The organism is Mycobacterium sp. BK086, assembly GCA_004362315.1.
Taxonomy (GTDB): Bacteria; Actinomycetota; Actinomycetes; order Mycobacteriales; family Mycobacteriaceae; genus Mycobacterium.
Genome location: SNWL01000009.1, coordinates 288,317 through 310,658, shown reverse-complemented (window position 1 = coordinate 310,658; position 22,342 = coordinate 288,317). Strand labels below are relative to the sequence as shown.

23 protein-coding genes and 1 pseudogene are annotated in these 22,342 nt (G+C 65.5%); 10 read left to right on the top strand and 14 right to left on the bottom strand.

The annotated features are described in order from the left end of the window. Nucleotides 1-112: 112 nt before the first annotated feature. The 3 genes from EV580_RS30730 to EV580_RS34545 form a co-directional block, all read right to left on the bottom strand. Nucleotides 113-1,291, bottom strand: coding sequence for an FAD-binding domain (locus EV580_RS30730; protein WP_133696462.1), 1,179 nt, complete (start codon nt 1,289-1,291; stop codon nt 113-115). Nucleotides 1,292-1,368: 77 nt separating this feature from the next. Then, the gene (locus EV580_RS30725) at nt 1,369-1,845 is read right to left on the bottom strand and encodes a hypothetical protein (RefSeq protein WP_133696461.1); all 477 of its coding nucleotides are present in this window, start codon (nt 1,843-1,845) and stop codon (nt 1,369-1,371) included. Then, nucleotides 1,836-2,147 (bottom strand): DUF3040 domain-containing protein, encoded by a 312-nt coding sequence (locus EV580_RS34545; RefSeq protein WP_166654960.1) that lies wholly within the window; start codon nt 2,145-2,147, stop codon nt 1,836-1,838. The genes EV580_RS30725 and EV580_RS34545 overlap by 10 nt, the downstream gene beginning before the upstream one ends. A 125-nt stretch (nt 2,148-2,272) precedes the next feature. On the opposite strand from EV580_RS34545, the gene EV580_RS30715 reads away from it, so the two are divergent. Beyond that, nucleotides 2,273-3,355, top strand: a complete 1,083-nt coding sequence (locus EV580_RS30715; RefSeq protein ID WP_133696458.1) for a hypothetical protein — start codon at nt 2,273-2,275, stop codon at nt 3,353-3,355. Nucleotides 3,356-3,369: 14 nt separating this feature from the next. On the opposite strand, the gene EV580_RS30710 is transcribed toward EV580_RS30715, so the two are convergent. After that, nucleotides 3,370-3,849: a nitroreductase family deazaflavin-dependent oxidoreductase gene (locus EV580_RS30710; RefSeq protein ID WP_133696456.1), complete on the bottom strand. Its 480-nt coding sequence runs from the start codon at nt 3,847-3,849 to the stop codon at nt 3,370-3,372. 90 nt (nt 3,850-3,939) lie between these two features. On the opposite strand from EV580_RS30710, the gene EV580_RS30705 reads away from it, so the two are divergent. From EV580_RS30705 to EV580_RS30695, 4 genes and pseudogenes are all read left to right on the top strand, one after another. Continuing rightward, complete coding sequence (locus tag EV580_RS30705) at nt 3,940-4,416, top strand: MarR family winged helix-turn-helix transcriptional regulator (RefSeq protein ID WP_133696454.1); 477 nt, start codon at nt 3,940-3,942, stop codon at nt 4,414-4,416. Between the two features lie 560 nt (nt 4,417-4,976). Then, entirely contained in the window at nt 4,977-5,867 is an 891-nt protein-coding gene (locus EV580_RS30700) for a SigB/SigF/SigG family RNA polymerase sigma factor (RefSeq protein ID WP_286171934.1), read from the top strand. A gap of 46 nt (nt 5,868-5,913) precedes the next feature. Beyond that, nucleotides 5,914-6,115, top strand: a pseudogene (locus EV580_RS34540) (glutathione-dependent formaldehyde dehydrogenase); the annotation flags it as partial. 109 nt (nt 6,116-6,224) lie between these two features. Then, nucleotides 6,225-6,383, top strand: coding sequence for a hypothetical protein (locus EV580_RS30695; protein ID WP_166654946.1), 159 nt, complete (start codon nt 6,225-6,227; stop codon nt 6,381-6,383). A gap of 129 nt (nt 6,384-6,512) precedes the next feature. Here the strand turns inward: EV580_RS30695 and EV580_RS34395 are convergent, their stop codons facing one another. Continuing rightward, on the bottom strand, nt 6,513-6,638 hold the full coding sequence (locus EV580_RS34395; protein WP_255496961.1) for a hypothetical protein: 126 nt from the start codon (nt 6,636-6,638) through the stop codon (nt 6,513-6,515). A gap of 140 nt (nt 6,639-6,778) precedes the next feature. Here EV580_RS34395 and EV580_RS30690 point away from each other — a divergent pair, with 140 nt between their 5' ends. Continuing rightward, entirely contained in the window at nt 6,779-7,915 is a 1,137-nt protein-coding gene (locus tag EV580_RS30690; protein ID WP_286171933.1) for an NAD(P)/FAD-dependent oxidoreductase, read from the top strand. Between the two features lie 3 nt (nt 7,916-7,918). Here EV580_RS30690 and EV580_RS30685 read toward each other — a convergent pair whose 3' ends face one another. Beyond that, a complete protein-coding gene (locus EV580_RS30685) occupies nt 7,919-8,146 on the bottom strand; it encodes a hypothetical protein (RefSeq protein ID WP_221220357.1) in 228 nt (75 codons plus the stop codon). Between the two features lie 94 nt (nt 8,147-8,240). Between EV580_RS30685 and EV580_RS30680 the strand changes: the two genes are divergently transcribed. Further along, a complete protein-coding gene (locus EV580_RS30680; protein ID WP_133696831.1) occupies nt 8,241-9,089 on the top strand; it encodes a sigma-70 family RNA polymerase sigma factor in 849 nt (282 codons plus the stop codon). Nucleotides 9,090-9,093: 4 nt separating this feature from the next. On the opposite strand, the gene EV580_RS30675 is transcribed toward EV580_RS30680, so the two are convergent. From EV580_RS30675 to EV580_RS30655, 5 genes are all read right to left on the bottom strand, one after another. Beyond that, nucleotides 9,094-10,191: a GGDEF domain-containing protein gene (locus EV580_RS30675; protein ID WP_133696449.1), complete on the bottom strand. Its 1,098-nt coding sequence runs from the start codon at nt 10,189-10,191 to the stop codon at nt 9,094-9,096. 78 nt (nt 10,192-10,269) lie between these two features. After that, on the bottom strand, nt 10,270-11,634 hold the full coding sequence (locus tag EV580_RS30670; protein WP_133696447.1) for a carbamate kinase: 1,365 nt from the start codon (nt 11,632-11,634) through the stop codon (nt 10,270-10,272). Then, nucleotides 11,631-13,043, bottom strand: a complete 1,413-nt coding sequence (locus tag EV580_RS30665) for a YlbE family protein (RefSeq protein WP_133696446.1) — start codon at nt 13,041-13,043, stop codon at nt 11,631-11,633. The genes EV580_RS30670 and EV580_RS30665 overlap by 4 nt, the downstream gene beginning before the upstream one ends. Continuing rightward, on the bottom strand, nt 13,040-14,584 hold the full coding sequence (gene fdrA, locus EV580_RS30660) for an acyl-CoA synthetase FdrA (protein ID WP_133696444.1): 1,545 nt from the start codon (nt 14,582-14,584) through the stop codon (nt 13,040-13,042). The genes EV580_RS30665 and fdrA overlap by 4 nt, the downstream gene beginning before the upstream one ends. 3 nt (nt 14,585-14,587) lie before the next feature. After that, nucleotides 14,588-15,247, bottom strand: a complete 660-nt coding sequence (locus EV580_RS30655; protein ID WP_133696442.1) for a cysteine hydrolase family protein — start codon at nt 15,245-15,247, stop codon at nt 14,588-14,590. Between the two features lie 108 nt (nt 15,248-15,355). Between EV580_RS30655 and EV580_RS30650 the strand changes: the two genes are divergently transcribed. Genes EV580_RS30650 through EV580_RS30640 form a run of 3 tightly spaced genes read left to right on the top strand, consistent with a single transcriptional unit; the run spans nt 15,356 to nt 19,084 of the window. Beyond that, complete coding sequence (locus EV580_RS30650) at nt 15,356-16,108, top strand: enoyl-CoA hydratase (RefSeq protein ID WP_208114680.1); 753 nt, start codon at nt 15,356-15,358, stop codon at nt 16,106-16,108. Nucleotides 16,109-16,146: 38 nt separating this feature from the next. Next, nucleotides 16,147-16,962 (top strand): ArsR/SmtB family transcription factor, encoded by an 816-nt coding sequence (locus tag EV580_RS30645; RefSeq protein WP_166654959.1) that lies wholly within the window; start codon nt 16,147-16,149, stop codon nt 16,960-16,962. Between the two features lie 43 nt (nt 16,963-17,005). Continuing rightward, nucleotides 17,006-19,084, top strand: coding sequence for an Ig-like domain-containing protein (locus EV580_RS30640; protein WP_286171931.1), 2,079 nt, complete (start codon nt 17,006-17,008; stop codon nt 19,082-19,084). Here the strand turns inward: EV580_RS30640 and EV580_RS30635 are convergent. From EV580_RS30635 to pdhA, 3 genes are read right to left on the bottom strand one after another with little or no spacing between them, the layout of a single operon-like run. Next, nucleotides 19,081-20,181 (bottom strand): dihydrolipoamide acetyltransferase family protein, encoded by a 1,101-nt coding sequence (locus EV580_RS30635; RefSeq protein ID WP_133696436.1) that lies wholly within the window; start codon nt 20,179-20,181, stop codon nt 19,081-19,083. The two genes, EV580_RS30640 and EV580_RS30635, sit on opposite strands and share 4 nt — an antisense overlap. After that, nucleotides 20,178-21,230 carry an alpha-ketoacid dehydrogenase subunit beta gene (locus EV580_RS30630; RefSeq protein ID WP_133696434.1) on the bottom strand — a complete coding sequence of 351 codons (1,053 nt, stop codon included), beginning with the start codon at nt 21,228-21,230 and terminating at the stop codon, nt 20,178-20,180. The genes EV580_RS30635 and EV580_RS30630 overlap by 4 nt, the downstream gene beginning before the upstream one ends. A gap of 10 nt (nt 21,231-21,240) precedes the next feature. Then, nucleotides 21,241-22,290, bottom strand: coding sequence for a pyruvate dehydrogenase (acetyl-transferring) E1 component subunit alpha (gene pdhA, locus EV580_RS30625; protein WP_133696432.1), 1,050 nt, complete (start codon nt 22,288-22,290; stop codon nt 21,241-21,243). Nucleotides 22,291-22,342: the final 52 nt, after the last annotated feature.

The following is a 22,342-nucleotide window of genomic DNA, read 5'->3' as shown; positions in this document are numbered from 1 at the left end:
CTGCCTGACATGCGGCATGAGCGCGACATCAGCGTCTCAACCACCGCCTTACGACTATTGCTATATGCAATGGTTCCCGGGCGGATGTTCTGCAAACCTCAACCCGGGCAGTTCACATCGAATAGTCGGGTAGCTCGAAGTCGTCACGCAGATCTCGGCCGATGATCAGGTCGGCTCTCGGAAGGGCGTCGAGAACGGTCATGACGACGTCGCGTATCCAAAGGCCCAGCGCAGTCTGCGTGGCGAAGATGGGGAGGAACTTCTCGGCGCTTCCCTGCTTACCTCGGACGAACGCGCGTAGACGGGACTCGTAGGTGTCAAAGGCTGTGCGGTGGTCGCCTCGGGCTCGCTGCAGTTCACCGGCCAGCACGTAGGCCTCGGTCATGGCCAGGCCGGTGCCTTCGCCTGCCATCAATGACACACAGGCCGCCGCATCGCCGATCAGGGCCGTGCGTCCACGCGACCAGCGATCGAGGCGGATCTGGCTGACGACGTCGAAGTAGAAATCGTCGGCATCGTCGAGCGCGGCGAGGATATCCGCGCATTCGCCGGTCGCGTCGGCAAAGTGGCTGCGTACCAACGCCTTTTGCCGAGCTGTCTCGCTCGAGGCGTACGGTTCTGGACATCGGATCAGGAAGAGGAACATGGTCCGGTCATCCCGCAGGGTGAAACGGCCGATGCTTCGGCCCGGTTGAGGATATGTGACGTAGACAAGGTCATCCCGGGGGCGGTAGCCGTCGACGACACACGCCGCGACCACGCATCCTAGATAGTGTTCGGCGGCCTCATCGTTCCCGAACGTGAGCCGGCGCAGATTGGAATGCAGACCGTCCGCGCCGATCACCAGGTCGAACTCACGAGACTTGGCTCGCTCGAAGCTGATACCGACTCCGTCGGAGTGTTCTTCGACTGCGGTGATGCTGTCGCCGAAGATCGCTTCGACATCGTCTTCGATAGTGGCGTAGATGGTTTCGGCAAGATCGCCGCGAGGAATGCTCGTGAATCGGTCTCCGACCGCACGCCGGAATGGGTCAACTCCCAGGGATGCCCGGGTGCGACCGTCGGCACGGGCGGCGCGGATCGATTGCACCTGGTAACCGCGTGCACGGACGGCCGCCTCGATGCCCATCCGTTGGGCTACGGTGAAGCCCACGCCCCAGAAGTCGATAACGTATCCGCCCGTGCGAAATTCTGGTGCTCGCTCGATCAGCGTTGGTTGATGACCGGTGCGATGCAACCAATATGCGAGCGTAGGCCCAGCCACGCCCGCGCCACTGATGGCAATCTTCATCGACCGGCCGCCTGCGCCTTCGCAATTGGCGACGACGTAATAGAGGTTGACGATGGCTGCCGCATGGTGAATCCCAGCTAGTCGACGAGCTTTTGAATTTCGACCTGGTACCTGAGCTGATCCGAATGGGTCAGCGGCGGCGCGAACTCGACGACGATTGTCGTGACCTGATACAGGTTTCGGTTGGCCGCGTAGATCTGCGCCTGCCCGGTGGTCGCGAACGACATGACCCTGACGGTGTCAGTGACCACCGATTGCACACAGCCCGCCACACGGCAATCCTGCGCAGTCGTGTCCAGCGGGTTCGGCGCGGCAAACCCCGCCTCGTTCAGCTTGTCAACCAGAGCACGCGCCGTCGGAGCACCCACTTCGCCGTGCCTGTTGGCCAGCGCACCAGCCGACGACGTGGATTTCGCCGCCGATGACTGGGGCCCTGCGACCGGGGTCGAAGCACCGGTCGAACAACCCGCCAACGGCAACGAAACTGCCACCAGCGCAGTCATGAAGCGCCGGACCCCGTCACGGTGCGTCCGGTTCGTGGCACCTACTGACATGACGTCACCTCTCGATCTCGGTGTGACGGCCTACCACACCACAGGAGGGCGGCACCGAACATCACGCAGTATCCGAGCAACGCCAACGCAAACAGACCCCCTGGGATTGTCTTTGGAACGAGAACTGCGCCCATCATCATGCTCGCGCCGACGACCATGACGAGTCCGGCAAGTATCCGTTGCCGACGAGTCGGTGCCGTTGCGCGATCGCGGACACGAGTCGGGTCCAGCCGCGGGGCCTTGGCATAAAGCTCCTCGGCAATCTGCTCGAATGCCTGCTGTTCCCGATTGGAAAGTGTCATATGGAAGCCCTTGGCCGGTCTGACCCGAGCCGAACTCGGCGACTCCTGCATAGTGCCACACAATGGTGGCACTATGCAATAGTTGCCGTATGCGAGTGAGGGGGAAGGCCATTTCCAGTTGCATCGTGACGCTGGGCCATGCCATTCAGTCCCTGTGCGGATTGACCTGGTTCAAAAGGGCTTTCGGCGCTGCGCGCGCGACCGCCCTCACTGGGGTAGTTCTGGCGACTGCGGTGTTGAGCGCCTGCGACGCCGAGGTTCCGGATCGCAGCCCAGCCGTCGATCGATTAGTGCAACAGATTGCGGCCATGCCGGGCGTGCAGACCGTCAGTCATACCTTCAACGACCGACCGGCCCAGGACATGGTCAACTTCAACGTTGGCGTCGAAGTGTCAGACGGCATTACCGGTGATCAGCTCGCGGCAATCACCTCCCACTACCTGTCGGCTCTCGCGAGCGGCGCATTCAACGGTTACCGTGCGGAGCTGGATGTGCGGCGTGGCTGGAACGTGTTCGCTGTCGACAGTGGCAATCGGGCGATCGCCAACACCGATCAAATCATCGGGCAAGCACGGGATTGGGTGGACCTTCGGCACGAGTTCAATTCGGCGACAGTGGAATTACGGGCAACGATCACTCACCCCGATGGCCCGTTGGAAGTGCGAGAAGCCGGCCATTCGAACGTGCTACGCCTCTCGCTGCCTGACCCGTCTGATTTCGCCACGCTCGCCGACGCCGTCAGGATGTTGTCGAGAAACTTCCTGCGACTGGCCGGGATGGAATGGACGATCCACTCCGGCAAACTTCACCCCGCGGAGATCTCGTTTTCGCGGCGGTTTCCCAGCACCGCCGAACTCGACGTGTGGACGCGCCTCAATGCCGACCAATCGATCCCACACATTGACGTATTGCGGATCAATTGGTCGACCACCCCTCCGGTGTGGTTCTCGGAAAAAACGATCCGGTCACACGACGTTTCGGCCGCGTTAGAACTGGCTGCCCGGCATCTGCCCATCGTCGCCGAACTTGCCGCGCCGATTCTCTACAGCGCCAGTGATCAGTTGTCCGGCCATATCGGCGGCAACGGCTTCGCGCGCGGACCCGTGGCGGTCACCGTCGGCGGCTGTACACCACGAGATCCCCTGGTCTACAAGCCAATTCCCGAAGAGCAGGCGCTCATCAACCGGTACGCCAAGTGTCCGAGCTGACGAGCACTGCAAGGTCAACGCGGGACCAGGCGCACGAACGGCAGACGACGTCCAACCTCGCGGAAGTCGGCCGTCGATCCGTCGACGGAGTAGCCCATCAGTCGGGGCAGAACCCGTCTGGCGGCCTTGGGATGGCGCGAGGCGTACTGGACGAAGACCTCGGCCCCTTCCTCTTTCGTGAGCGGCAATGCGGTTGCGAGCATCCGTCGCCGCCCGACTTGAATGTGGACGTCCGGCGTGTCCAGGATGTTGCGATACCACGCGGCGGTCGGACCCCATCCTGACGCGACGAGATAACTATCTGTGGCACGGTCGTATTCGGCGACCTCGAGGACCACCTGCCGCTCCTTCCCGGAGCGCCTGCCGCGATGGGTCAAGAGCAACAGCCGGCTGCCGAGTAGGGCGCCCAGCCCGCACCGGTAGAGGTAGATCGGCAGGCGGAACACAACCCGCCGGAAGCCCGCGGGTGGTCCGATCTTTTTGACAACTCTCATCGCCTGCCTTGCCGCGCTCGCGCCATAGTTGCAGTATGCAACAGTTTCCGTGACTGGCACAATGAGTCCAATACGCCGGAGGGGAACACCATGGCAGATGCAGCGGACTCGATCGATGCCGTCACTGATGCGCTGCTGACCGCGTCTCGACTACTCGTAGCCATGTCAGCGCGTTCCATCGCCGAAGTCGACGAGACCATCACAATTCCTCAGTTCCGCACGCTGGTGATCCTGTCGACACGTCCACCGGTGAATCTGGCCACGCTCGCGGGCCTGCTGGATGTCGCCCCGTCCACCACCGGCCGAATGGTCGACAGGTTGGTTGCCGCCGGTTTGATCGATCGCCGACCCCATCCGGAATCGCGCCGCGAACTCGTCGTTGAGCTGACCACCCGTGGTCGCGACGTCGTACGAGCAGTCACAGCGCATCGTCGCGACGAGATCGCACAAGTGGTACGAAAAATGCCGCAGCGCGACCGGCACGGACTGGTCCGTGCGTTGACCGCATTCACTGATGCCGGCGGCGAAGCCGCCGCACGCGCCAACATCGATAACCAGGCGTTCTGAACCTCCGTCTTGCCAACGCAGTGAGCTGCCCGCAGAATGCGCCGCCCCGATCAGGTATGCCACCAACGCTGCGCCGTCTCACGCCGCTTTCAATGTATTACGCAGGCACCCAAGCCCTTCCAGGCCCGAATCGCCACCTGCGTTTAGTTGTTGTTTCCCTCTCAGCAGCGGGTCTTCCACCTGGCGATACGCGCCGGACGCATCCATCTCGATCCGCGAACGCCACGGCCTCCGAACGAACCCAGTTCGGAACAGCTCGGAGCCCCGGATTCCATATCCCGAGAACGACGGTGGGGATACCAGGCGGGTCCCATGCGTCAGTGACCTCCAAGAGCGCCGCACGGTTTATGTCAAGGAGGTTCTCACAGTCCTCAACCTCTATGGTGGCGAGCCAGATGTCTTCGGCGTTATTGGCACCAGAAACACGCAGTGAATGCCGAGCCGTCGACCCAGTCCAGCGCCTTGGCAACGTTTGCGCGGCGCAGCAACGGGTAAGCTCGACGGCAGGTTCAGATTCGAGCCGCATTGTGACTCGAACAAGCGGAACGGACTACGTGCGGATGTCCACGACTGAACCCTCCAATGACTATGCCGATGTAGGCGACATGTTCCGTCGTCTCGAAACCTTCGAAAATGGCACCGCGGCATTCGACCGACAGCGCGAAGCCATCGTCGAGCGGACACTGCCGCTTGCCGACCACGTCGCACGCCGCTTCAAAGGCCGCGGCGAAGACTACGACGATCTCTATCAGGTGGCGTGCGTCGGCCTGATAAACGCCGTCAACCGTTTTGATATCACCGCCGGGACCGAGTTCTTGCACTTCGCCGTGCCGACGATCATGGGCGAGGTGCGCCGCCACTTCCGCGACCGTGGATGGGCCCTGAAAGTCCCACGCGGACTTAAGGATATGCAATCACAGCTCGCCAGGGCCCGCGAGGAACTGTCCCAGCGCAGCGGCCGCGCGCCGACTCCTTCCGAGCTTGCTGATCACCTGCACACAGATCGCGAGACGGTGGTCGAAGCCATCATCGCCGGCCGCAATTACGGGACCGTGTCAACGGATGCACACATCGAAGGACATGACGGCCGGCCCACGATGCCCGGAGACACGTTGGGATTTCTTGATTCTGGGCTGAACAAGGTGGTCGACGTCGAGACCGTGCGCCCGCTGATCGAGGCGCTACCCGAACGCGAGCGCGCCGTTCTGACGCTCCGCTTCTTCAACGAGATGAGCCAGACCCAAATCGGTCAGCAGCTGGGGATCTCGCAAATGCATGTCTCACGTATCCTCTCTCGAACCCTCGAACTGCTCCGCAGTCAAGCGTTGCCGCCCGAGGTTGCCCCGCACTCTGTCAAGCCATCAACGGCGCCGGCGGCGAGAGAACGCGTACGGAAAGTCGTTGTGCACGAGGTAATTTCGTCACCCACGCCAGCGCCCCTCTGTTTGTGAACAATGCCGCCTACGGTGCCGCCACAACGTCGGCGCCAAACCCCCGTACGACAAGCAGATCCCGCTGCGGATGGGCCAAGCCAACGTCGAGAAGTGGGGTGACGATTTCGTGCCTCCCTTAGCGAACGACAACCCGTTAAGAGTAGACAGCATCGCCACACACGGTGCCGCTGAGCGAGGCCCGCACGCATACGACGCCTTTCGGAAGAAGCAGGATGGCGCCGTTCAAAGTAGTCCTCAAGCCGTGACTGACGGTGTCGCGGCCAGCTCCGCTTTCTTTTGCGCAGCAACTGGTTTGAATATTGGCCAATACGGCAATTTGTCACCTACCAGCTCAACAATCTAGAGATCGGATCGATGATGATCGTGCTCGGCGTTATCCTCCTGTTGATCGGCTACTTCACCAGCCTGTCGATCCTCTACACGATTGGTGGCATCCTGGTCGTGGTCGGCGTTATCTTGTGGATCCTGGGCGCCGCCGGACGGCCGGTGGGAGGTCGAAAAGTCTGGTTCTAGCGGGCTACTGGAGTGCACGATCACGAAACCGGCTAGCCCGGTTTCGTGATCGTCGCTCGCCGCACGATGGACGTATTGGGACTGAGCCGAGTCAACGTTGAGCGCCGGCCGCCCCGTGACGTCCGCGTCTCAGGCGGCTACGGTGCTGTCGCCGAAATTCGTGCTGGAGAACTGGCCGCCAGTTTCCCCGCAGGAATTGCAGGTGATGGTCTCGAAGGTGAAATCGCCACACCAGAGGCAGAAGAAGTCGAGCATCAGAAGAGCACCTTCCTCGGGTCGGACTCCGACGGCTCGCTAGTACCCAGCTGGGGCCGCGCGAAACCAGATTGGCGCCTGACCGCGGGCGCTTAAGTCAGTTTTCAACGGGTATCCCGGCGCCCATGCAGTCTCCAGGAATGGTCGTGATCGGAAGCGGGCCCGCGGCAGTGTCTGCCGCCGAACGATTCCGGCAGATCGATTCACACTCCCCGGTGACCGTGGTGACCGCTGACGTCCATCCGCCCTACCAGCGTCCCCCGCTGAGTAAGGACTTTCTCCGCGGCGATACCGACAGCGTCCGGCTTCACGATCCCGACTGGTTCACGAAGCGATCCATCCGCGTGCTGACCGACAGCCCGGTACACGACATCGATCTGGCGCACAGTGTGGTGCACTGTGCGGCAGAGGATTTCGACTATCGGACATTGGTTATCGCCAGCGGCGCCGCGCCCGCGCCGCTTCCCGTGCCGGGAAGCGACAACGCCATGCTGCTGCGCTCGCTGGAGGACGCGACGCGCCTACGCGATCAAGCCCGCGGCGCGACAACCGCTGTCGTCATCGGTGCCGGATTCATCGGCTGCGAGGCCGCGGCATCCCTGGCAAGTCGCGGCCTCAGCGTCACTGTCGTGGCACCTGAGGAATCGCCTCAGCGCGGTCGACTCGGCGAGCAGGCTGGCAAGCGAATATTGCAACTGCTCACCGATGCCGGCGTGCACTACATCGGCGGAGCCGAGGCGCACGCGCTCGAGTCAGGCGTCGTGCATCTCGACAACGGCGACACCCTCCGCGCGGACATGATCGTCGCCGCCACCGGCATCTCACCCAACAACGCCCTGGCCGAGGCCGCCGGACTCGCGGTGCACGAGGGTCGCATCACCGTCGGCGCCGACATGGCAACCACCGCTGCGGGCGTCTACGCCGCCGGCGACGTCGCGCTCGCCGACAACGCAACCGCGCAACGCCCGGTACCCACCGAACACTGGCAGGACGCCATCGACCAGGGAGCGCTCGCCGGCGCGGCCGCCGCCGGCCAACCAGGCACCTGGGGCGCCGTCCCCGGCTTCTGGACCACAATCGGAGAAGCGACCGTCAAGTACAGCGGGTGGGGCGGCGACTTCGACAACAGCTACCTGATCGATCACGGCGATGGCTTCACCGTTTGGTATGAGGCCGACGGCGCGGCGGTGGGCATCCTGACCCACAACGCCGACACCGAATACGCACTGGGCCAGCTGCTGGTGGCCCACCGATCGCGCCTGCCCGCTCGCCTCTGAGGCCTATAGCTCCGGCAACTCAGCGAATCGCTTCTTGACGTCGTTGTACCAACCCATCGACTTGATCGGGTGGCGCCAACGGCCCTTCATGTCTTCGCGTGCGGGTACGTGAGCGTCGTCGCCGCCTTTGACCAGGTCCTTGAGGTGCTTGTCCTGCGCATTGATGATGTCGTCGGCGCTCTCACCGCGATGCACGAATTCGCATGGGCCACCGAGGTCTTGGCAGGTCATGGTCTTCACGGGGGTCGTCCTCCCTCTCTGGTCACACCCACCGGTCGGGGTGCGTCAAGATGTTGACGCACCCAACGACGAAAGTGTGACCGCCATGGTGAGTGACGATCAACTCCGCGAGGGTTTCGAGGCCGAGCGCCCTCGCCTGCAACGTATCGCCGGCCGGATTCTCGGCGACTCCGACGCAGCACAGGACGTCGTGCAGCACGCGTGGTTGCGCCTGCACGCCACCGACGAGACCATCGACAACCTCGCGGGCTGGCTCACCACTGTGACCTCACGGCTGTGCCTCGACCGGCTGCGTGCGCGCACCCCGGTGCCGACCGAGTCGATCGAGCTCGAGGACACGGCACCCGATCCCGCCGACGACGTGGTGCTGGCCGACACCGTCGGCATCGCCCTACAGGTGGTGCTCGACCGGCTCACGCCGGCCGAACGCGTGGCCTTCGTGCTGCACGACAGCTTCGGCGTGGACTTCGACTTGATCGCCTCGATGCTCGACACATCCACGGTCGCGGCCCGCAAGCTGGCCTCTCGGGCTCGGGCCAAGGTCCGTCCACCATCACCAGAGGATGCCCTCGCCGATTGGGAAGTCGTGGACGCCTTCATGGCAGCGGCGCGCGAGGGCGACTTCACCCGGTTGCTGCAGCTGCTCGCCCCCGATGTCGCGGTCTCCGCCGACGCAGCCGCCAGCGCACTCGGCACGCCGGCCCACATGCAGGGCCGCGACGAGGTGGCCAACTTCTTCAATGGCGCTGCCGCTGCGGCGTTTCCGGTGTTCGTCGGAGACCGTCCAGGCTCCGCATGGATCCACCGCGGCGAGGTCAAGGTTGCCTTCGATTTCACCATCGAGGACGGCCAAGTGCGGCACCTTCAATTCCGGGCCGCCGCCGACGTTCTCGCCGGAGTACGCCGCCGCGACGGCGCCAGCGAGCGAAACTGACGGTTTATCCCACGGCCTGCGGCTCCTCGGCAGTCGGCGGCTCGATCACCACGGCCGACCCTCCCCCGACCCGCTTGGCGCGGTACATCGCTTCGTCGGCGCGGTGCAGCACCGTCTCGAGATCGAATTCGCGTGTGTCGGCGATGTCCCAGGTGACGCCCACGCTCGAGCGCAGCGCCAACCCCTCTGGATTGCGCAGCGTCAACGCCTGTACCCGCCGCACGAAGCTGTCGAGGTCGTTCTCGTCGGAAAGCCCAGCGACGAGAATGAATTCGTCGCCGCCAACGCGTGCGGCGATATCGCGGGTCCGGATCAACTTGGTCAGCTGGTCAGCGACCGTGCGCAACGTGGCATCACCGGCGCCGTGCCCATGGTCATCGTTGAGCTGCTTGAAGCCGTCGAGGTCGATGACGACCACGGCCAGGAACGTGCCCTGCGAACTGCGGGCCAGTGTCAGGCTCACCTCGGTATAGAGCCCGCGACGGTTCAGCAACCCGGTCAGCGGATCTCGATTGGCCGCGTCAGCGGTGGCACTCAGACCGCGCCGGGTGCCTTCGATGACCATCGCGGCAATCGCCGGCAGCACAACCACCGTTGTCATCGCCGGCATGAAGAACAGCGACAGCTCCGACAGCGACGCGCCGTCGAACTGCACACCTATCCAGGTGAACACCGCGATCGTCGCGGTGGCGAAACCGCAGTGCAGAAACAGCACCCGATACCCCAACAGCACTGCGACAAAAACGCCGATCAGGCACATGTAGACGGTCGCCGACAGCCGCACCTCAGGCACGGCGAATGTCAGAGCTATTGCAGCCACCGCGACATCACCCCACACCGCGAACGCGATCGCGGACCGGTGACTCGGCCACGGCCGCACCAGCCACCAGATTCCAATCGCAATGGCGGATACCAACACTGCCAAGTGGATCGTCCGAGCGAGCACCCCATGTGGGCCGGCTGGCTGCAGCGCGTGAAACTGTTCGAAGACACTGACCAGACCCTTGCCAATGCACAGCACGCCGATCAGGATGCGGACTCGGTTCAGATAGCCGGTAGCGCGCAGCACCGCAGTAGCGATGGCGAACTCGCGCTCACCCATGCGTCAGCCCTCGGAGTTTTTGGTGGTGTGTGTGACGCATGGTATCGGGCACCATTGACGGTGGCTAGACCGCCCTGATCACAGCCCCTCGGCGGCGGTGTACGCCCGCCAACCGCCGAATGCAGTGATCTCTTGCTGGCCCTCGACCAGCGCGGGCTCACCGATCACACCCAACACTGTCGACCCGTCGCTGAGTCGGACCTTCCCGATCGACAGCCCGGGCGGCTCGGCCAGCAGGATCCCCGCGAGGCCCGCCGCGGGCACGTCCCACACCTCGACGGCCACCCCGACCCCCGAATCGTCGGTGACCCGGATCATCGCGGGATGGTCGTCGTTGATGGTCCACAGCCGGTACGCCGGCTCGGTCGTGGCCTCCCGGATGAAGGTGGCGCCGGCGGCAGCCATGTTCGGCGAGAGTTTCAGCCCGCGCATCAACGTACCGTTGACCGCCAATAGCACTCCGCTGCCGTCACTTTCGTCGTCTCGTGGCACGGCGCCTACCCTACCGACAATTCGCGTTCCCGACGTACCTGCCAAGATTGCCGGGATCTCCTCGGCCGCCCCGATGACGCCGACGGCTCCGGGTGTCGCGGCGACGAAGTCGGCGACGGCCTCCACTTTCGGCTCCATCGACCCCTTGCCGAACTGGCCCGACGCGATGAAGTCGCGGGCCTGCTCGACGGTGATGGTGTCCAGCCACGCCTCGTCTGGCGTCCCGAATCCGATAGCCACCCGCGGCACCCCGGTGGGAATCATCAGTAGGTCCGCACCCAGTTCGTGGGCCAGCAAGCCCGAGGCGATGTCCTTATCGACGACGGCCTCCACCCCGACGACGGTGCCGTCCCGTTCCAGCGCGACGGGGATCCCGCCGCCTCCGACAGCGACGACGATCGCGCCGCTGTCGAGCAGCCCGCGGATCACCTCGGTCTCCAGGATGGTCGTCGGCCGCGGCGAGGCCACCGTGCGCCGCCAGCCACGTCCCGCGTCCTCGGCGATGGTCCAGCCCTGGCTCGCGGCCAGCTCCCTGGCCCGGCCCTCGTCGAGAAAGGAGCCGACCGGTTTGGTGGGGTTGCCGAAGGCCGAGTCGTCGAGGCTGACCACCGAGTGGGTCACCACCGCCACGACCGGCCGGGACAAGCCGCGTCGGGCGAGCTCGTTGCGCAGGGCCTTGACGAACATGTAGCCGATCGCGCCCTGCGTGTCGGCGACGGCGTAGTCCACCGGAACCGGGTCGACCTCACCCTCGGCAAGTTCCGAGCGGCGCAGGATGAAGCCGACCTGCGGTCCATTGCCATGGGAGACAACGAGTTTCCAGCCCTGCTCCACCATGTCGATCAGCGGCGAGACGGTGCGGGCGACCGTGTCGTACTGTTGCGGGATGGAGTCATGCTCGGCGTCGGTGACCAGTGCGTTGCCGCCGAACGCGACGATGGCGGTGCTCACTTCTGCAGTCCCACCGCAAGCGCCGCCAGCGCCTCGTTGAAACAGTCCATCGGCGCGGTGGTGATACCCGCGCCGATCTGCCCGACACCGGCCTGCCGGTGCGCGATGCCGGTGTTGATGATGGGCAGAACGCCGGAGTCGACGACCAGGCGCGCGTCGATGCCGGCGGGCGTGCCACCGAAGTTCAACGGCGGCAACGTGAATGCCGGGTTGGTGCCGAGCGTGATCGACAGCATGCGCCGACTGTTGGCCGTCGCATCGGCGGGCGTGCCACCGACGAATTGGACGATCGCGGGTGAGGCCGCCATTGCGAACCCGCCCAGACCGTTGGTCTCGGTAATGGCCGAGTCGCCGAGGTCGGCGGCCGCGTCGTCGACCGAATAGCCCGGGAAGTACAGGCCGTCAACGGGATTGGCGGGCGCCTGGAACCACTGGTCGCCCGTGCCGGAGAGTTTGATGCCGAAGTTCACCCCGTTGCGGGCCATCACCGTGACCATGCTGCTGCCGGCCACCCCCGCCGCGGCGTCCGACATCGACTTGGACGCGGCCATCGAGATGTTGAGGAAGAAGTGGTCGTTGCCCGCGACGAACTCGCATGCGCGCCGCACCGCATCGGCAGGAACGTCAGAACCCAACAGCGACAACGTCAGTCGCTTGAACAACAACCCTGACGCTGCGGCGTTGCGGTTGTGCAGCTCGTCGCCCATGTGCAACGCCTGGGCCATCAGCGGTTTGAGGTCCGGGTCGGCCAGTCCGCGCACCGCGACCTGCATGGTGGCGAAGAACTCGCTGCCCAGCCAGCGCAACCGCTCGATCACGTCTGGCGAGTTGGCGCCGAACCGCAGCACCTTGCCCAGCCCCTCGTTGAGATTGCAGAACGCCCGGTTACCCGCCGCGGTGTTCTCCACCACCCACACCGGCATCGACGGGCTGATGATGCCCGCCATCGGCCCGACCGCCCCGTGTTCGTGGCAGGGTTCCAGTGCCACTTCCCCACTGCCGGCGAGCTTTTCGGCGGCGTCGAGATCGTCGGCCCAGCCTTCGTAGAGGATGGCGCCGGCAATCGCGCCGCGCTGCGGGCCGCACATCTCGGGCCAGGCGATCGGCGGGCCGGAATGCAGGATACGACGTTCGCCCGCGCCGAGCCCGGGGATCGCCTCGCCCGCGCGAACCAGGTCGACCAGGCGAGGTTGCGCGGCCAGATACCGGTCGAACGCGATCTGGTTGGCCGCCTCGATGCGCGGATCCCCGACGAGGGTGGCCAGCGCCCAGCCCAGCGCGGGATCGGCTCCCGCGGGCGGCGCCCAGGTGACGTTGGTGACCTGGCCGCCGGCGGCAATGATGTTGGTGGCGAACCCCTGAAGGCCGACATTGACGACCTTGAGGTCCTGTTCGAAAAGCTTCTTCACCGCTGTCCTCCCCGCGCGGCGATCAGGGTAGCCGACCACAGGGCGGCCTCGGCGTTGCTGGAGGCGACCAGTGCCCCGACGGACTTCAGGCCCGCGACGGCCGCGGCCCGGTCCTGGGGATCTAGGTCGGTGCCGCACACGTAGCCGATGAATGCGACCGTACTTCCGTCAGCCCGCGCCGCCTCGATGATCGAAATCAGCCCTGCCGTCGGATCTTCGGCCGACCCATAACCCAGCACCACGTCGAACAGCACGACGGCCGTGGTCGGGTCGGCGATCTCGTCGCGAATGCGGGCATCCTTGCCCGACGGGTCGATCATGGGATGTGGCTTACCCTGGGTGAATTCGTCGTCACCCATGTCGATGATCGTGTTGCCCAGGCTGTTTCGGATATCGGTCAGCGCGGTGTTGCCCGCCACCGGCGTGTTCGAGTGCGCGGTGATGCCGTGTGCGCGGTGGACCAGCTGAGCCTCGAAACAGAACGTGCCCCCGGAGAAGATGCCTCGCACGTAGCGCTGATCAGCAGACATCGATGCCGCGAGATCATCGAGGGTGCTTCGTATTTCGGGCGTGATGACGATATCGCCGAAGTCCGGCCGCTCACCGCGAGCCAACTGCACGGCCATGTCGGCGGCTTGAGCGAGGTAGGCCGCGCCGTACACCCCGTCGCCGGTGATGGTCGCCGGGTCGGCGCCGAGGAAGATGACGACGACGGGTTTGGCGCTAGATCTCGCTGCGGCAAGCACTCTCGCGGCTACCGTCTCTGACGGCGGTTTGGATACCAGCACGATCACCTCGGTGTCGGGATCCCCGTCGAGGGCCGCCAGGCCGTGCAGCATCGAGATGCCGCCGATGACATCGGCCAGGTCGTGGCCGCCGGTGCCCAGCGCCTGCGAGACCCCGGACCCGTTCTGGTGGATCCGGACCGTCACCTCCTGGGTGCCGGTGCCCGACGCGCCGACCACCCCAATCGGCCCGCGCCGCACGACGTTTGCGAAACCCAACGGGATGCCGTTGACGATCGACGTTCCGCAGTCGGGGCCCATCACCATCAGGTCGGCGTCGCGCGCATACTGCTTCAGCGCCAGTTCGTCTGCCACGCTGACGTTGTCGCTGAACACCATGACGTCCAACCCCAGCCGCAGCGCCTTCATCGCTTCGGCGGCGGCATAGTCGCCGGGCACCGAGATCAGCGCGAGGTCCAATGCCGGATCCTTGGCGACGGCCATCTGGATGCTGGTGGTGGGTGCCGCGACGCTGGACTCCCCGCCGTCGCCCGGCGCTGCCGACAACAATTTGTCGGCGACCGCGAGCGCCTCGTCGCACGCCTCCTCGGTGCCCGCCACCGCGACGATCAGATCGTTGGGCCGCACCTCGAAGGTGCCGAGACCGGCCAGCGCCAAGTTGTCGACGTTGGTGGCCGAGGCCATCACCACCGACGCGGCCTCGATGCCCGGGATCGACGTCACCCGCGCCGACACCGTCATCAAGGACACCGAGTCCTTGTACAGGTTGGGGTAGAAACGCGAACTGGATCCCATGCGTCAGGACGTCGCGGCGACGAACTCGTCGGCGTCGGCCACCCAGCCGAAGATCGCGCCTTGTGCCTTGACCATCTCCAGCGCCACCCGATGGAACTCCGGAAAGTAGGACGCGCAACAGTCGCTGAGGACCAGGCATTCGTATCCGCGGTCGTTGGCTTCGCGGACGGTGGTGTGCACGCAGACTTCGGTGGTCACCCCACAGACCACCAGGGTCTTGATGCCGCGGTCGGACAGGATCTGGCCCAGATCGGTGGCATGGAAGCTGCCTTTGCCCGGCTTGTCGATCACCGGCTCACCGTCGATCGGATACAGCTGGTCGATGATGTCGTGGCCCTTCTCGCCGCGAACCAGGATGCGCCCCATCGGCCCGGCCTCGCCGATGAACGTCTTACCGCCGCGATTCAGCTTGGCCGGCGGACAGTCGGTCAGGTCCGGACGGTGTCCCTCGCGAGTGTGGATGACGAGCATCCCGATCTCGCGGGCCTTGGCCAGGACCCGGTTGATCGGTTCGACCGCGGCCAGCAGCAGCGAGGTGTCGTTGCCCAGCGCCTCGCCGAACCCGCCGGGCAGCACGAAGTCGCGCTGCATATCGATGATCACCAGCGCGGTGCTGGCGACGTCGAAGTCCAGCGGGAAGGGTTCCGCATTGATCGTGGCCATCTGTGGTCCCTTCTGACACGCCGAATGACTGATCCATTGAAGCGCAAGACGCCAACGGGCGCGCGCGCCAACATTTCGTCGGCGTAAATGATCTGAGGTGGCACGATCATGCCCGTGGCAGATTTGGTCCTCTACGAAGTCATTGATCGCGTCGCGCTGATCACCGTCAACGATCCCGATCGGCGCAACGCCGTCACCGACGCGATGTCCCAACAGCTCGTCTCGGCGGTGCGGGCCGCCGAAGGCGAGGCCAACGCCGTGGTGATCACCGGCGCGGGCAAGGCGTTCTGCGCGGGTGCGGATCTGTCCGCCCTGGGTGCTGCGGCCAAGGAGGGGCTTGAGCGGATCTATGCCGGATTCATGGCTGTCGGCCGCTGCACCCTGCCGACCGTCGCGGCGGTCAACGGCGCCGCCGTGGGCGCGGGACTCAACCTGGCTCTGGCCGCCGATGTCCGCATCGCCGGGCCGCACGCCCTCTTCGATCCGAGGTTCCAGAAGCTCGGCATCCATCCCGGTGGCGGTGCGACCTGGATGCTGCAGCGTGCGGTCGGCCCGCAGGTGGCCCGTGCCGCCCTGCTGTTCGGGATGCGCTTCGACGCCGAGGCTGCCGTCGAACACGGACTTGCCCTGACCGTCGCCGACGATCCGGTCGCCGCCGCGCTCGAGTTGGCAGCCGGCCCCGCTGCCGCACCACGCGAGGTGGTTCTGGCCACGAAAGCGTCGATGCGCGCCACTGCCATCCCCGGGTTCCTGGATACCGACCACCATGAAGCGGCCAAGGACATCGAGCTCGGACCGCAGGCCACCTCGATCGAATCGCCGGAATTCAAGGCCCGGCTCGCTGCCGCGCAAAAGCGCTGACCTGGGGACCTTGCAATAGGCAGGCAAATACCTGCATTATGGGACGCGTGGAAGCAGACGCGGTCTTCAAGGCGTTGGCCGACCCTGGCCGGCGACGCCTGCTCGACATGCTCCATGAGCGGGCCGGGCTGACGTTGGGCGAGCTGTGCGACGGGCTCGACATGCGCCGGCAATCGGTGAGCCAGCACCTCGAGATTCTCGAGGCCGCCAATCTGGTGACCTCGGTGCGTGACGGCCGCCGCAAGCTCCACTACCTGAATGCAGTTCCGATTCACCAACTCCAGACCCGCTGGATTTGGAAATTCGAGGAGCCGCGCCTGGCGGCTCTCGCGGCGATCAAGCAGCACGCGGAGGAAAGCGCCATGTCCGAGACCGTTCCCGACTACGTCTACACGACCTACATCCACGCCAGCGCTGAGCAGGTGTGGCATGCCCTGACCGACGCCGATCTCACCGCGAAGTTCTGGGGCCATGCGCAGGTCTCGGACTGGAGCGTCGGCAGCCGCGTCGATCACGTTCGATCCGACGGATCCGAGATCGTGGACGTCACCGGCACCGTGATGGAGGTCGATCCACCCCGACGGCTGGTCTTCGGCTTCGGCGAGCCCAGCGACGATCCGACCGCCGAAGAGAGTGTCGTCGCGTTCGACATCGAGCCCTTCCGCGACATCGTCAAACTGACCGTCACGCACACAAACCTGGCGTCGCCGGCCGATCGCGAGTCGATCGGGCAGGGCTGGCCGACCGTGTTTGCCAACCTCAAGACGCTGCTGGAAACCGGTGACGTGTTGCCGACCGCGCCGTGGGAGTTTCACGCCGAGGACCGTGCCGCCCAGATGGCCAAGCGCGGGTAGCCATTCCGCGATGGAACGGCCTGCGTCAATTTACAGTCGACGTGTGACGCAGACCACATCAAGCCGGTATGCCCGCTACGTCGGACGGGTGGGAGCGTTGGCGTTCGCGCTCGGCGTCGGCGTGGCAGTGGCCAACAACCCCGGGGTCGCGCTGGCCGACACGGGCAGCGCGTCGAATGTGACCGCACACTCGGCGCGACAATCCGTCAAGGCCGGGCCCGCGAAAGCCCGGACCGCGCCGAAGCGCGTCGCGTCCACAGCCCGCACCAGCCCCGCGCTCCCCCGCACGGCCGTCACCCTCACCGATGTTCTCGGCTACGCCCGCCGTGAAGCCGAGCAGACGACGCAGCAGCCACCCGCCACGATCGGCAATATCTTCTTCGCCCGCACACCGACGCTGGCCTACAACGCCGCGCAGAACATGCAGGCCGACGACGGCGTCATCACCGGGACGCTGAATGCCAAGCAGGCCAACGGGTACGCGCTCACCTACACGTTGACGCAGGCGCCGCAACACGGCAGCGTGGACATCCACGAGGACGGCACCTTCACCTACACCCCCGACGACGAGTTCGTCACACTCGGCGGCACCGACACGTTCTCGGTGAAGGCCGACGACCAGCCCGGCAATCAGATGCACTGGCATGGTCTGGCAACACTTTTCGCGCCCAACGGCGGCTCGACGGCCACCGCGAAGGTCACCGTCCTGGAGAATCCGGGCGATGCCGAGCCGACGTCGGTGCTATCCACCACCGATCAGCTCAACGCCGAGCAGATCGCCACCCAGATCGCCAATTCGCCGTTCATGCGAGTCGCCAAAGAGATCCTCAAGATCGGGTGGTGGCTGGCCGCGCAGAAGAACTTCAGCATGATCGGCGGACCCGACGCAGAGAACATGGCCCAGCTCGATCAGGCGGTCACCGAGTACGCCAACCAGGCCGCGATGGAAGTACTCCTGCTGAACTCCAACGCCCCCAAGTTCTTTCAGCAGGTGGCACCCACCCACGATTGGTACCTGCAGAGCTTTGCCGGGTCCCGGATCTGGTACGACAACCCCGACACGATCTACCGGTTCGTCGGGGTGAACAACGCGTCGTCGTACGTGATCACCGGCAAGTTCGACGGCTCGCTGCCCGCCGACACCAACTTCAGCGTGCTCACCGGACTGAATGGGGAGACCGCCGACAACATCAACGGCAAGGACCTCGAACTCAACCCCGACGGCAGCTTCACCATCACGGTGGATGGCACACCCACCCTGCTCGGGCAGAAGAATCACCTGTACCTTCCGCCCGGTACAAGCCTGATCACGACGCGAAACACCCTGGCGGACTGGACAACCGAAGAGCCGATGAGCCTGCAGATCCTGCGAGTCAGCGGTCCACCGAACAGCTTGTTCAGCCAGGTCGGCGGATTCGCCATCCCGGTCATCGGCCCGCTGGTGTCGGGCAATCCGCTGCTGACGTCGCTGGTGTCGCTGATCCCGCCGCTGCCCGCACCACGGCTGCTGCAGTCCGTCGAGGCCGCGGTGATCATGCTGCTGCTGGGCATCAGCGGCGAGGACAAGTACATGGGCGTCGCGACCAAAGACGCCACCACAGGACAGACGAAGGCGCCGAATGTGTTGTCGGATCCCGACCACAACGCGGCGTTCCTGGCGACCCAACTGCAGAGCGCCGGCTACTTCGACCTGGCCGACGACGACGCATTGGTCATCACGATAAACCCCGGCAAGGCACGGTATTTCAGCGTTCCGGTAACCAACGTCTGGACGATCACCGACAACTACTGGGACCAGCAGACCAGCCTGAACGTCAGCCAATCGGAGATCAATGACGACGACGCGACCTACACGATCGTGGTTTCCCCCACCGATCCCGGCGTGGCCAACTGGGTGTCCACCGGCGGCCTGAATCAGGGCACGATCTCCATCCGGTTCCAGGACTTCGATCCGAATTCCACGGTCGACCCCACGGTGAGCTCGCAGGTGGTCAAGCTCAGCGACCTCGACAGCGTGCTGCCGGCCAATACCGTCTTCGTCACCCCCGAGGGCCGGGCCGCTCAGATCGCCGAACGCCAGTTGGGATACAACAAGCGCTACACCCCGTACCCGCAAGCCTAGAGATCGAGCAGCGCCGTCTCCGGCGCCTCGATCAGCCCGCGCAGATCGGTCAGGAACGCCGCGGCCTGCGCGCCGTCGGCGATGCGATGGTCGAACGCACACGTCAAGGTCATCGTCGGCCGCGCCACCACTGCGTCATCGACCACCACCGCACGCGGCTTCAGGGAGCCCATGCCCAGGATCGCGGCCTCCGGATAGTTGATCACCGGCACGCCTTCGTCGAGTCCCAGCGCACCGAAGTTCGACACCGTGAACGTCGACCCGCTCATCTGGGTGGGCGCCAGTGTGCCCGCCCTGGCGCGCGCCACCACGTCGTCGACGGCCTCGACCAGCCGCCGGGTGGAGCACTCGCGGGTGTCGATCACCGGAACCACCAGCCCGCGCTCGGTGGCGACGGCGATACCCAGCCGCACATCCGGATGCAGCCGAATCTCCGGTCCCGCTTCGGTTTCCACCCACGTGGCGTTGAGCATCGGATGACGGCCCAGCGCGATGACCAGCAGCCGCAACGTCAGGACGAACGGCGTCACATCGAGGGCGTCCCGAAGCCGCAGCAGCGCAGAACAATCCACCTGCACGCTGGCGTGTGCGTCGGGGATCTGGCTGCGCGACAGCACCATGTGGGTGGCCATCCGGGCCTGGACGCCGCGGACGGGTACGGTCTGCGACGGCGGCGCCGTGCCGGCAGCCTGCAGCACGTCGTCGCGGGTGATCACCCCGTCGGTGCCCGAACCAGGCTGCAGCCCTTGGAGATCCACCTCCAAGTCCGCTGCCAGCTTGCGCGTCTTCGGGGCCGCGCGGGCCCGCCTGCTGCGGTCCACACCGTCGTCGATCCCGTAGCCGACCAGCACGGGGGTGCGGCCTTCGGTCTCGATGCGGACCAACAGTGTTCCGACTGCCAGGGTTTCACCCTCGGCGCCGCCAAGGGCCTCGATGCGCCCCGCGTACGGGCTGGGGATCTCGACCTCGGCCTTGTTGGTCTCGACCGTGCACAGGGTCTGGTTGAGTTCGACGACGTCGCCGACCGCGACCGCCCAGCTGGTGATGGTGGCGTCCTCCAAACCTTCCCCGAGGTCGGGAACCAGGAAGTCGCTCATGGCCGTCGCATCGCTTTCTCGACGCAGTCGAGCAGCCGGTCCACGCCCGGTAGCCAGAGCTTCTCCAGCCGGGCCGGCGGATAGGGGGTGTCGAATCCGGTGGCGCGCAACACCGGTGACTCGAGGTCGTAGAACAGTTCCTCGGAGATCCGGGCCGCCAACTCGGCTCCGAAGCCCAGCGTTCGCGGCCCCTCATGCATGACCACCGCACGCCCTGTCTTGCGGACCGACTCGGCGACGGTGTCGAAGTCCAGCGGGCTCAGCGACCGCAGATCGATGACTTCCAGGCTGTGCTCGGTGATTTCGGCCGCGTTCAGTGCCGTCCCGACCAGCCCGCCATAGGTGAGCACCGTGACATCGTCACCACCGCGGCGGACGGCAGCCTTGCCGATCGGCGGTCTCGGCAGGGCGAGGTCGACCGCTTCGCGACCCCAGTACCGGCGCTTGGGCTCCAGGTAGATCACCGGATCACGGTCGGCGATCGCGTGCCGCAGCAACCAGTAGGCATCCGACGGTGTCGAGGGCACAACGACTTTCAATCCCGCGGTGTGTACCCAGTAGGTCTCGGTGGATTCCGAATGATGCTCCACCGCACCGATACCGCCGAACGACGGGATCCGGACGGTGACGGGCATGTCGACCTGGCCGCGGGTGCGCATCCGATACTTGGCGAGGTGGCTGACGATCTGGTCGAACGCCGGGTAGGAGAACCCGTCGAACTGGATCTCGGGAACCGGAACGAAGCCACGGATCGCGAGCCCGACCGCCGCGCCGATGATCGCTGATTCGGCCAGTGGGGTGTCGAAACACCGTTGCTCACCGAAGGTTTCGGCCAGCCCCTCGGTGATCCGGAACACCCCGCCCAGCGCGGCGACATCCTCGCCGAACACCAGCACCCGGTCGTCACCGGCCATCGCATCATGCAGGGCACGGTTGATCGCCTGCGCCATGGTCAGCGTGGTGACACTGGGCAACTCGGTCAGGATCGGGCCGTCGGGCTCCGGCGTGCCGTCGCCACGCAATGGCGGCCGGTCGATGATCTGCGTCATATCCTGCCTCCTAAGCCAGTTCGGCGCGCAATTGCGCACGCTGGGCCGACAATTCGGGGGTGATCTCGGCATAGACGTGCTCGAACAGCTCGCCCACATCGGGGTCGGGGGCGCCGACAACCGCGTCGCGTAGTTCGGCACGCAACCGCGTCGAACGCGCTTCCACCCGTTGCTCGACTCGGTCGGTCAGAACTCCCATCTGCTGCAGGTACGTGCGATAGCGGGCGATCGGATCGCGGGCCGACCATTCGGCGATCTCGGCGGCGGTCCGGTAACGAGTGGCATCGTCGGAGGTGGTGTGCGGCTCCATGCGGTAGGTGACCGCCTCGATGAACGTGGGCCCGTCACCGACGCGAGCCCGTTCGGCGGCTTCGGCCATCACCGCGTAGCACGCCAGGATGTCGTTGCCGTCCACTCTGATTCCGGGCATCCCGTAACCGATCGCACGATGCGCGAGGGTGGGGCCGGCGTATTGGCGGCTGGCCGGCACCGAGATCGCCCACTGGTTGTTCTGGATGTAGAAGACGCAGGGGGCCTTCTCGACGGCGGCGAGGTTCATCGCTTCGTGCGAATCGCCTTCGCTGGTGGCGCCGTCCCCGAGGAAGGCCACCGTCACTGAATCCTCGCCCAGCCGTTGGGCTGCCATCGCCGCACCCACGGCGTGCGGCGCGTGGGTGGCGATCGGGATGGCTATCGGAGCACAGCACTTGCTGGTGAAATCGAGACCGCCATGCCAGGCGCCGCGCCAGAGGGCCGCAACCTGCGCGGGCGCGATTCCGCGGACCAGAAAGACTCCGAGCTCGCGGAACTGCGGGAACAGCCAGTCGGTCTTCCGCAGGCACGCCGCGGCACCGATCTGAGCGGCCTCCTGGCCACGGCACGAGGCGTAGAGCGCCAGCTCACCCTGCCGTTGCAGATGGACGAATTCGACGTCCAGATCGCGAGTGACAACGAGGTTCTCGTAGAGCCAGATCAGGGTTTCCGGCGGCAGATCACGGCGATATCGGCTCTCGGCCGTCGCCGTTCCGTCGGGCCCGATGAGTTGAACCGGCTGATCCATAACCGCCTCCTCGTCCGGTACAGAGGCGGTCGGAGCAAACCTGTTGTGGCAG